Raw genomic sequence first — 10,965 nt, forward strand, 5'->3', positions numbered from 1 at the left:
GGCTTGGAATGCCGCCCTCGACGCATGCTTCGAGCACGCCGCAGGCATCCTCGGCGAATTTCATCGGCGGCACGACGAAGCAGTTCGAGTTCGACACGAACGGCCTGGCGCGGAAATTGTCCTCGCCGCCGGCAATCGCGTAGAGCATTTCGAGCGCCGGCTGCACGTTCTCGCGCACCGTGAACGAGGTGCCGACATGCTTGGACGTGCCCATCACGCAGGCGTAGAGCGTGTTGAAGTCCATTTCGAGCGGATCGGGAATGTCGCGCGGCACCATCGGCCGCTGAAAGAAATGGATGTTGTCGAGCCCTTCGACGATGCGGGCCGCGTCATAGATGTCCTGCAGCAGCGACTCACGGTATTCGCGCTTCTCGACATCGACCAGATGCACGGCGGCACCCGCCGTGCCGTAATGCACGCGCTTGCCCTGTATCACCATGTCGTGTTTGGGATCCTGGCCGTGCAAGGTGAAATTCCGTGCCGCCTTCTTGATCGTCTCGAGCACCAGCGCGCGCGGGAACCGGATGCGGCCGTCATCGCCATAGGTGGCGCCGGCCTGGGTCAGCGCCTCGATGCAGGAGGGGATGGCGTTGGCGAAGCCGACTGTCTCCAGAAGCGTCAGCACCGCTTCGTGGATACGCTCGCGATCATTGCCCTTGAGTGGTCCGTAGCTGCCGCCCTCGAGGCCGGCACGCACCGGTTTGATGTCGTCGGCGAGCGGCGCTGCCCGCATCGCGCGACGCGCTTCGCGCCCCCCGGAGCGGCGGGAGCGTTGATCCGCCGCGTCCTGCTTTTCAAGAACCACTGACATGGAAAACACTCCACCTTTCCTGAGAAACAGCGCGGCGGTTGGTCCACCATCGGCTGCTTCTTCCCCTTTGTGCCACGACTATGCCGCCGGCATTGGCACAGCCTATGAGCCAGCGGGTTCAGTCGAGTATGCCAGAGAAAAGGGAGCGGGAGCCGCTTGAAGGCGGCTCCCGTCAAAGGATCGAAGAATGGATCAGGCCGCGGCGGGTCTGCGGCCAGCGGCGGTGGCCAATTCCCGGATGCCGGGCTCGATGTGCTGCAGCGCGATCGAGGAAATGCCCAACCGCATGAAACGCGAAGGCTTTTCGGTACGGTCGAAGAAGCGGTCGCCCGGCTCGATGATGACGCTGCGCGAGGCGGCGGCCTCGGCCAAACCGCGGGAATCGGTACCCCGTGGTCCTTCCAGCCAAAGCGAGGTGCCGCCGGCCGAATCCGTCGAGCGCCACTCCGGCAAGAAGGCGGAAATCGCATGGACCAGGCGCTTGCGCCGCTCGTCGAAGGCGCTCGACAGCCGCCGCACCAGCGCTTCGTGATGGCCGAGCGAGAGGAACAATGCCACGGCGCGCTGGTTGTTGGCCGGCGGATGGCGCAGCATGAAACGGCGCAGCGCCCGGAGTTCGGCGATCAGTCCAGCCGAGGCCACGATGTAGCCAAGCCGCAGGCCCGGCGCCAGCGTCTTCGACATCGAGCCGACATAGACGACACGGCCGGAGCGGTCGAGGCTCTTCAGCGCCTGCTGCGGTGCCTCGTCGAGAAGCTGGCTGTCATAGCCGTCCTCGATGATGATCTGGTTGTGCCGGTTGGCGCGCGCCAGGAGGTCCTGCCGTCGCTCGGCCGACATCGGCACCATGGTCGGGCAATGATGGCTGGGGGTGACGAAGACGAAGCCGGAATCATTGGGAATGGAAGAGGTTACGATACCCGACTGGTCGACCGGCACCGGCTCGATGTCGGCGCCCGCGAGGCGGAAGATCGAGCGTGCATCGGGGTAGCCCGGATCCTCCATCGCCACTTTCGAGCCCTTGGTCATCAGCAGCGAGGCCAGCATGTAGAGCGCGTTCTGGGCGCCCAGCGTGACGATGATTTCGTCGGGATTGGCGAAGATGCCGCGCCTGGGCAAGAGCCGTGCCTGGATCTGCTCGATCAGCAGCGGATCGTCGCGGTCGACCATGTCGGACGCCCAGTTGCGGATCTCCAGCACGGCCAGCGCCATGCGGTTGCACTCGCGCCACTCGGCGGTCGGAAACAGCGCCGGGTCGAACTGGCCGTAGACGAAGGGGTAGGACGACTTGATCCAGTTCTCGTGCTTGGCCGGCGGCGGCATGTCGCTGGCCGCGATCTGCCGGCGCGCCTTCCAGTCGATCTCGTTGGCCTGGTCGGGCGCCTTCTGGTGCGGCTTGGCCGGCGTCGCCAGCACTTCGGGATTGACGAAATGGCCGCGCCGCTCGCGCGCCACCAGGAAACCCTGGTCGACGAGCTGCTGGAAGGCCAGCACCACCGTGCCGCGCGCCACGCCGAGTTTCTCGGCCAGGATCCGGCAGGAGGGAAGCGGCATCGAAGCGGCGATCTGGCGGTCGAGAATGGCGGCCACGATGGCTTGGCGGATCTGCGCCTGCAAGGTTTGGCCGGATTCGGCCGAAATCCGGAACAGGCCGGACCATATCGCCGTGTCGTTTCTCTGTGGCATGGGAGATGTTCCTCGATGGCCAGCTTTTTTGCTTGGCTGGACCAGCCGAACGTAACCGTGGCACAAGGGGTTGCGCCAATCAATTTTTCTGATCTTTGGGATTTATGCCAGTGATCCTTCAAGCTCGAAATAAGCCGCGACCACCTCGCCGCCCGATACATTGTGTCATCGCATCGTGATGCGCTGCGTCATCGCCGCGTATTGACCGGATGGAATTCGGCTCAATAGTTGTGGCGCGACGACACGCGCCGGAAACATCCGGTCTGATATGGTGCGTCCAAAACGCCAGGAGTCCCCCGCCAGTGGATCAGTCAGCCTTCCAGAAACAGCTTGCCGCCCTGCGCGATCATCGCGCCGCGGTCCCTGGCGACATGCGCCAGGCCTTCGCCGCCGATCCGCAACGCTTCAAGACGTTCTCCGCCACCGATGGTGACCTCCTGCTCGACTGGTCGAAATGCGCCGTCGACGCCGCGACCATGGATTTGCTGGAAAAACTGGCCGCCGCCGCGGATATCGAGGGCCGCCGCGCCGCCATGTTCGCCGGCAAGAAGATCAACGTCACCGAAGACCGCGCCGTGCTGCACACGGCGCTGCGCAACCTCACCGGCAAGGGGGTCACGGTCGACGGCCAGGACGTCAAGGCGGATGTCATTGCCGTGCTCGACGCGATGGGCGCCTTCGCCGATGCGATCCGCTCGGGCAAGGCAACAGGCGCCACCGGCAAGAAGATCACCGACATCGTCAACATCGGCATCGGCGGCTCTGACCTTGGTCCGGCCATGGCGACGCTGGCGCTCGCTCCCTATCATGACGGTCCGCGCGCGCATTATGTCTCCAACATTGACGGCGCCCATATCCACGACACGCTGAAGGGGCTGTCCGCCGAAACCACGCTGTTCATCATTGCCTCCAAGACCTTCACCACGGTCGAGACGATGACCAATGCGCAGACGGCGCGCGACTGGGTGCAGAAAGCGCTCGGCAAGGAAGCCGTGGGCAAGCATTTCGCCGCCGTCTCGACCGCGCTCGACCTGGTGGCCAAGTTCGGCATCGAGCCGGATCGCGTCTTCGGCTTCTGGGACTGGGTCGGCGGCCGCTATTCGCTGTGGGGCGCGATCGGCCTGCCGGTCATGATCGCCATCGGCCCGCGGAATTTCCGCGCCTTCCTCGACGGCGCGCACGAGATGGACGAGCATTTCCGCACCGCGCCGCTCCAGAAGAACCTGCCGGCGCTCCTGGGGCTGGTCGGCTGGTGGCACCGCGTGATCTGCGGCTATCCGGCCCGCGCGGTCATCCCCTACGACCAGCGGTTGTCACGGCTGCCGGCCTATCTGCAGCAGCTCGACATGGAATCGAACGGCAAGAGCGTCACCCTTGACGGCACGCCGGTGGCGACGCCGACCGGGCCTCTGGTCTGGGGCGAGCCAGGCACCAACGGGCAGCACGCCTTCTTCCAGCTGCTGCACCAGGGCACCGATCTGATCCCGGTCGAGTTCCTCGCCGCCGCGGTCGGCCACGAGCCTGATCTCAAGCATCAGCATGACCTGCTGCTCGCCAACTGCCTGGCGCAGTCGGAAGCCTTGATGAAGGGCCGCACGCTGGACGAGGCACGCACGCAGATGCTGGCCAAGGGCATGAAGCCGGCCGATGTCGACCGCATCGCGCCGCACCGTGTCTTCTCCGGCAACCGGCCCTCGGTGACCATCCTCTACCGCAAGCTCGACCCGCGCACCTTCGGCCGGCTGATCGCGCTCTACGAGCACCGCGTCTTCGTCGAGGGAACGCTGTTCAACATCAACTCCTTCGACCAGTGGGGCGTAGAGCTCGGCAAGGAACTGGCGACCGGCCTCCTGCCTGTCGTGGAAGGCAAGGAAAGTGCCGCCAAGCGCGACGCGTCGACCGCTGGCCTTGTGGGATACATCCGCCAATTGCGTGGTTCGGAGTGAAAAGTTTGGCAGACATCAAGGGAATATTGTTCGACAAGGACGGGACACTTGTCGATTTCAACGCGACCTGGCTCGGCGTTGCCGATTTCATGGCCATGGATGCAGCCGACGGCGATCGCTGGAAGGCCGACAGGCTGCTCGCGGCCGCCGGTTTCGATTTCGCCAACCGGCGCTTCAAGCCCGACTCCATCTTTGCCTCCGGCACCAATCTCGACGTCGTCGAACTGTGGTTTCCGCGCCTGTCCAACGAGGATCAGATGCTGGCCGTCGCCCGCTTCAACGAGATCACTTCGGTTCAGGGCTCGGCGATGGCGGTGGCACTGCCTGATATCGTCGACACGCTGGCCCTGCTGCACAAGCGATCCTACCGGCTTGGCGTCGCCACCAACGATTCGACCAGCGGCGCCGAAAAAACGCTGGTCACGCTCGGCGTGGCGCAACTGTTCGTCGCCGCTTACGGATATGACGCCGTCGCCAATCCCAAGCCCGCCCCGGACACCATCCAGGCCTTCTGCGACCTCACCGGCCTGAAGCCAAGCGAGATCGCCATGGTCGGCGACAACAGGCACGATCTCGAAATGGCGCGCGCCGGCGGCTGCGGCCTCGCGGTCGGCGTGCTCTCCGGCACCGGCACCCGCGAATCGCTGGCCGAGATCGCCGACGTCATCCTGGATTCGGTTGCCGACCTGCCGGATTTTCTGGCCGCACGGGTCAAGGAGACGGCGTGATCCGGAGAAGGGGTGGGAAGGTGGTTTGACTTCGATGGCCGAGATGGGGCCGTGAGCGGACAGTCAGCTTTCGGGTCTTGGCGATTGGATAACTGCCGTGCGCGGCGGGCACTTTCGAATGGCAGGAAGCTTCCAATTGGAGACGTTTAGGCAGTCAATCCATGGTCCCGAAAGCAGCCAAAGCGCGCTCCCGACACCGTCGCGATAAAGGCGCGTAGGTCGGCCAGCATCAGTTCCGGCTCTTCCAGCGCGGCGAAATGCCCGCCCCGCGGCATGTCGGTCCAATGCACGATGTTGTAGGTCTTCTCCGCGAACGAGCGCGGCGGCGGCAAGAACACTGGATCGGGGAAGGCCGCAACGCCGGTCGGCACCTGGATGCGGGTGCCGGCCGGAAGCATCCGCGACTCCTCAAGCCGGCTGCCGTAGTAGATCCAGGTTGCCGTCACGAACGATGCCGGCGCGATGTAGAGCATGATGTTGGTGAGGAGTTCCTCCTCGGAAAATTTGCTCCAGATGTCGGGGTCGCCATCGGCGGTTGTCGGAAGATCGGCCCACTTGCCGAACTTCTCGAGTATCCAGCCCGCCGCTCCGACCGGGCTGTCGGCCATCGCGACGCCGAGCGTCTGCGGACGGGTTTCCTGCTCGTGAAAGTAGGCGCTCTCCCGATCGGCAATCGCGGCACGCTTGGCGGCGAAGGACTTCTCCTCGTCGGTCGTCGGAGCGGCATCCTCCGCACGCACGGTCATCATGTTGATATGAATGCCGAGCAGAGCGTCCGGTCGATCATGCGCTGCCCAGGCCGCGATGCCGTGGCCCCAATCGCCCCCTTGAACGAAATACCGCGCGTCGCCGAAAAGTTGTATCATCAGCCCATGCACGAGTGCAGCAGCCCGCCGCGGGCCGATCGGGCGCGTGATCGGGTTGGAGAACGCGAAGCCAGGAAGCGAGGGGACGACAACGTCGTGCCCGTCCGCTGCGAGCGGCTGCAACAGCCGCTCGAACTCGAGATACGAGCCCGGCCAGCCGTGGAGAAGCAGTACGGGCGGCTTGGAGCCGTCGCCCTTCACATGAACGAAGTGGAGGTGCTCGCCTTCCACGTCGGCCGTGAAGTTGGGCAGCGCGTTGAGGCGCCGTTCGACCGCACGCCAGTCGTAGCTGTACCGCCAATACGCGGCGAGTCGCTTGAGGTCATCAACCCCGACCCCCGCTGACCAGCCCCCCGCATCCGGCAGCTGGCTCCAGTCATAAGCCTCGACCTTGGCTCTGATCGTGGCGAGCCGTTCGTCAGGAATGTTTATTATGTAGGGTGAAATCATGATGTTCTCCGCTTAAACGGCTGACGACGTTGACCGCCGAAGGGTAATACCGACTGAACTGAAAGCTGCGCACAACGTTTCCTGAAACGCCATCCTTTTTGCGAACGGCGCCACGGCAAAACGTCTGCTATGCAGGTCGGCATTGCCGTAGGCGCAATGTCCGCTTTCCACCCGAAGCAGTCGCGACCGCGTCGGGCGCGACCTCTTCCGCGGCCGCGACCACGCCAGACTGAACGATCGGGCCAAGACAGAAGCAGCAGGCAGACCAGAGGAGCAGGTTGGCGAACATTGTCAGGACGTGCGGGGCCGAAAAGGGCAGCGTCGCAAGGGCCAGGACCAGACCGACCAGCGCTGCCATCAGGCTGCGCCGCGTGCCGAGTGCATCGCTAAGCCGGCCCCCACCAAAATTCCCGACCACCGCAGCTGCGCCGAATGCCATGAACGCCAAGCTGACTGCGGCAGGAGACACGTGGGTTACCTCCGTCAGCAGCGGTGCGAGAAAGGTGAAAACCACGAATGATCCGCCGAACCCGTTCATTGCGATGAAATAGAGCGCCAGGAGGCGGGGCTTCGCCAATACGGCGAACTGCGACCTTAAACCGGCGGGCGGAGCGTGGGGAATTTCCCGCGACAACAAAAGTCGCAATAGCGCTGCCGTGAGGCAGCCGAGCACAGCCACCGCCAGCAGCGGTGCACGCCACCCAAGGCTCTGTCCGACGATTGTGCCGAACGGGACACCGATGACTATTGCAAGGGTGAGCCCTGCGAACATCGTCGCCACCGCCCGCGCGCCGCGCTCACGATCCGCCAGGCTCATCGCAATCGGCGCGCCGACGGCGAAGACCACGCCGTGCGCCACTCCTGTCACGATCCGCCCGGCCAGCAGCACTTCATAAGTCGGTGCAGCGCCGCCAAGCAGATTACCGAGCGTGAACAGGCTCATCAGTCCAACCACAAGCCCGCGGCGGGGAAGCCTTCCAGTAAGGGCCGTGACCGTCGGCGCCCCAACGGTCGCGGCCAGGGCATAGCCAGTCACAAGCAGACCGGCTTGGGGTATCGTTACCGTAAGATCGCGCGCGACATCCGGGACAAGCCCGATCATGACGAACTCCGTCGTGCCGATGGCGAAGGCCGCCACGGCAAGCGCGAACAATGCAGGCGACATCGGTGTTGCTCTTTATGCGTCGATCAGATCGGCAAAGTGCGCGGCGAGGCCGGTTTGGCCCGGCGCAACGTGGTCGGCCATGGTGTGGCGATCGGGGAAGTCGCCGCCGTTTTGCGAACGGAAGGGAATCGGCTTGTCGGTGAATAGCCCGGCGAGACGTACACGCCATGCTGCCTTGATCGCGTCCACTTGCTCCGCCGTCGAAACGTGACCCGCGCCATAGACCGCGTGCGTCGGGAGCACGTCCATGCCGGGATAGAACAGCGCGCCATGAGTCAGCGGGAACAACAGTTGCTCTATCGGCCCGTTGATACCCCGCGGGCCATAATCGGCCACTGGGCCGCCTGCCTGCACGTTGACCAGCGCTCGCTTGCCCTTGAGGATGCCGTCGCCAAAGCGAAACTCGTTGGAGCCATTCTGATAGCCGTAGGCAAAACCGAAGGCATAGACTCGCTCTATCCAGCCCTTCAAGATCGCGGGCACGCCGTACCACCACAGCGGGAATTGCAGGACCACAGCATCGGCCGCGAGCAGCTTCTGCTGCTCGGCGATCACGTCGGGCGTCTGATGCCCGCTTGCGTAAGCATGGCCCGATTCCATGATGAACGACAGTCGCTCAGGGTTGTTGCGCATCGGAAAGTCATCGGCGTCGTACCCCGCCTTCCACTTCATGCCGTAGAGGTCCGAATGGACCACGGTGTGCCCCGCCGCCGACAACATCTCAGCGGTCACGTCGACCAGCTGCCGTGTCAGCGAAGTGGGCTCAGGGTGTGCGTAAACGATGAGAATATTTCTTTTCACGAGATGGTCTCCGTAGTTGTTGAGAGCTGTGTCTGATGTTCCCGATCGGTATCAATTGCGCGCCAGGGCTTGCGCGTTGGTGACCCAGACGTTTTCGGGGATTTTGCGTGCCCCCCCGGGCGCGCTCGGCTCGATGATGCCGACATCGATTTCGATACTTACACTGTTGACGGCGCGGCGAGGCTCCTCGATCACCAGCAGAATGCTTGTTTCGTTGCAGCAGTTCGCGCCAAAGCGCGCGCTAAGCTAGTCGGGTATGGGATGCTGACTGAGATCACTCGATGCCTCCGGCTCGGGATTGGAAGCCCGGCTGGCCTCAACATGAGTATCTGACTAAGATTTGTGAAATCGATTATCTTGACCCGTGCTATCCAGATAGCGGATATCTAACCGCTGATCGCCACGTTGGCACTTGCACGCGGGCGTTCGATTGGCCCGTCGGTGCCGCACGGCTCCCTCCGCTCCAGTTTGGCGGCTCTCTACCAATCGTAAGAACAGCAGCGATCGCTTTCGCGCCAGCGGCCCGACGCCAACACAGACAGCTTCCCATTAGGCGGCCAAGCCGTTGACGGGCAGCGCCGCGATCATCATATATAGAAATGATTAAACGGCGACTAGGAATAGACACGGTGAATGACAGTCGCATCGACCTCAATCTCTTGGCGACGCTCGAAGTGCTGCTTGCCGAACAAAACGTAACGAAAGCGGCAGATCAACTGCACCTCAGTCAGCCGGCTGTAAGCGCGCAACTAGCACGGCTTCGGGATTTGTTTGACGACCCGCTTCTGCTCCCGACTCGTCGAGGCATGATCCCGACCGCCAAGGCAATCGAACTTGCACCGCAACTGAGAGACGCGCTGGATCACGTGCGCAACGCGTTACATTCTCATCAGGACTTTGATCCCGGCAAGGCCGAGCTTACCGTATCGATCGGCTGTTCTGACTATATCCAGGCAGCAGTGGTGATGCCGTTCGTCTTGGCTCTCCGGCAGACGGCGCCGGGAGTACGGGTGGCCGTACGGCATCTGGTGCCCGAGCTGGTGGAGCAGCAATTGGGGAATAAAGAAGTCGATCTTGTTATCGCTACTCCCGAGCGGTCGGCCCCGCACCTACGGACGTGTCACTTATTCAACGAAACTTATGTCCTCATAGGAAGACACGGTCATCCTCGGCTAAAATCGGGTATGACAATAGACGAATATGTCGAATTGGAACACGTCGTGGTGTCACCGCGGGGCGGCGACTTCGAAACGCCAGTGGACAGTGCTTTGGCGACACTTGGTTACCGACGCAACGTCGTCGTGTCAGCGGCCTCCTTTTTGCTCCTGCCGGAGATCGTCTTAGATAGTGATTTGGTTGCACTCGTGCCAAGGCGCCTATTTCTCAGGCAATCAGAAAAGCTCATGATGGTTGACCTGCCCTGGCTAGGTGAACAATTCAATGTCAGTCTGATTTGGCACGAGAGATGTCATAGGCATGCTGGCCACCGCTGGGTCCGAAACCTGATCGGAAGCCTAGTTGGGGACCACGATAAAGGCGGGTCTAGGGTCGCGGAGCCTGAATCAGATCACGCGCCTCACATCAATGGCTCCTGACCCTAGCGGGTCTGCTGCGCTTTGCCGATCAGCATGCAAACGAGTTAAGTGACACCGCAATTTGCCAATGGTCTGAGTGCCCATCTTCGCTATGCCGGGCGCGCCATTCCACAGGAATCGGTGGATGAACGACCGGAATTAGGCGCTAACCAGACGTTCATTCGACCTAAGCAAGCACTGGCTCGAACCCCGGCCGTTCCAGCTATCGGCCTGCGCCCTACCGCTCTTCCGCCTTAAACCAAAACACCCCGCTCGGTCTGCTCGCAATCCCCTTTGCATCCCCAAAATCCGGCACCTCATATTCAGCGATCAATCGCAGCCGGGTGAGCGGCAAATCGTTGCGGCGGGGGTCGCCGACCAGTACCTCGATGCCTGATGCCAGGCAGCGGTCGAGGAACGGCATAACCCGCAAGGCAACCTCACGGCAGTAGAACACGTCGCCCGCCAGCACGAGGTCGGCGGCCGGTGGCGGGCCTGTGGTGAGATCCTTGTCGAAGATGGTGATCTCGACGGCGTTGGCCGCGGCATTGAGGCGGATCGCGGCGACGCCGTTGCGGTCGATCTCGGCGGCGATCACTTCCGCTGCGCCGGCCTTCGCGGCGGCGATGGCGACAAGGCCCGAGCCGGCGCCGAGGTCGAGCACGCGGCGGCCCGTCACGATCTCCGGATGGTCGAGAATATGGCGCGCCAGCACGGCGCCGCCGGCCCAGGCATAGGCCCAGTAGGGCGGCAGCGGCTCGGCTTCGTCCAGATCGTCGTGCGGCCCGACGAGCCGCCTCAGCCCGCTGCCGGGATGGGGCGTGTAGAGCTGGATTTCAGGAAGCGCCCGCACTGGGGCAAGGCGCAAATTCGCCTTGATGAATTCCGCCGGGTCGAGGCGTCGGCCCGGCGCTTCGAAGCCGGCGGGATCGTCCGCC

The 10,965-nt window shown here is 63.3% G+C and carries 10 protein-coding genes; 3 read left to right on the forward strand and 7 right to left on the reverse strand.

The genetic code is table 11. The annotated features are described in order from the left end of the window. Nucleotides 1-811 (reverse strand): trimethylamine methyltransferase family protein (locus tag EOA36_RS15195; RefSeq protein ID WP_189553221.1); only part of this gene is annotated, 811 nt, incomplete at its 3' end. A gap of 192 nt (nucleotides 812-1,003) precedes the next feature. Further along, on the reverse strand, nucleotides 1,004-2,497 hold the full coding sequence (locus EOA36_RS15200; RefSeq protein ID WP_127278323.1) for a PLP-dependent aminotransferase family protein: 1,494 nt from the start codon (nucleotides 2,495-2,497) through the stop codon (nucleotides 1,004-1,006). A gap of 302 nt (nucleotides 2,498-2,799) precedes the next feature. Here EOA36_RS15200 and pgi point away from each other — a divergent pair, with 302 nt between their 5' ends. Then, nucleotides 2,800-4,443: a glucose-6-phosphate isomerase gene (gene pgi / locus EOA36_RS15205; protein ID WP_127278324.1), complete on the forward strand. Its 1,644-nt coding sequence runs from the start codon at nucleotides 2,800-2,802 to the stop codon at nucleotides 4,441-4,443. A gap of 5 nt (nucleotides 4,444-4,448) precedes the next feature. After that, nucleotides 4,449-5,171: an HAD family hydrolase gene (locus EOA36_RS15210; RefSeq protein ID WP_127278325.1), complete on the forward strand. Its 723-nt coding sequence runs from the start codon at nucleotides 4,449-4,451 to the stop codon at nucleotides 5,169-5,171. 146 nt (nucleotides 5,172-5,317) lie between these two features. On the opposite strand, the gene EOA36_RS15215 is transcribed toward EOA36_RS15210, so the two are convergent. The 4 genes from EOA36_RS15215 to EOA36_RS37285 all read right to left on the reverse strand — a co-directional run bounded on the left by EOA36_RS15215 (nucleotide 5,318) and on the right by EOA36_RS37285 (nucleotide 8,648). After that, on the reverse strand, nucleotides 5,318-6,487 hold the full coding sequence (locus tag EOA36_RS15215; RefSeq protein ID WP_127278326.1) for an epoxide hydrolase family protein: 1,170 nt from the start codon (nucleotides 6,485-6,487) through the stop codon (nucleotides 5,318-5,320). Nucleotides 6,488-6,614: 127 nt separating this feature from the next. Continuing rightward, nucleotides 6,615-7,652: an MFS transporter gene (locus EOA36_RS15220; RefSeq protein ID WP_127278327.1), complete on the reverse strand. Its 1,038-nt coding sequence runs from the start codon at nucleotides 7,650-7,652 to the stop codon at nucleotides 6,615-6,617. A 12-nt stretch (nucleotides 7,653-7,664) separates the two neighbouring features. Further along, nucleotides 7,665-8,453 (reverse strand): NAD(P)H-dependent oxidoreductase, encoded by a 789-nt coding sequence (locus EOA36_RS15225; RefSeq protein WP_127278328.1) that lies wholly within the window; start codon nucleotides 8,451-8,453, stop codon nucleotides 7,665-7,667. Between the two features lie 51 nt (nucleotides 8,454-8,504). Then, complete coding sequence (locus tag EOA36_RS37285; RefSeq protein WP_189553223.1) at nucleotides 8,505-8,648, reverse strand: hypothetical protein; 144 nt, start codon at nucleotides 8,646-8,648, stop codon at nucleotides 8,505-8,507. 434 nt (nucleotides 8,649-9,082) lie between these two features. On the opposite strand from EOA36_RS37285, the gene EOA36_RS15230 reads away from it, so the two are divergent. Next, on the forward strand, nucleotides 9,083-10,048 hold the full coding sequence (locus EOA36_RS15230) for a LysR family transcriptional regulator (protein ID WP_127278329.1): 966 nt from the start codon (nucleotides 9,083-9,085) through the stop codon (nucleotides 10,046-10,048). Nucleotides 10,049-10,265: 217 nt separating this feature from the next. Here EOA36_RS15230 and EOA36_RS15235 read toward each other — a convergent pair whose 3' ends face one another. Beyond that, nucleotides 10,266-10,907, reverse strand: a complete 642-nt coding sequence (locus EOA36_RS15235) for a 50S ribosomal protein L11 methyltransferase (protein WP_127278330.1) — start codon at nucleotides 10,905-10,907, stop codon at nucleotides 10,266-10,268. Nucleotides 10,908-10,965: the final 58 nt, after the last annotated feature.

Source organism: Mesorhizobium sp. M8A.F.Ca.ET.021.01.1.1 (assembly GCF_003998025.1).
Classification (GTDB): Bacteria; Pseudomonadota; Alphaproteobacteria; order Rhizobiales; family Rhizobiaceae; genus Mesorhizobium.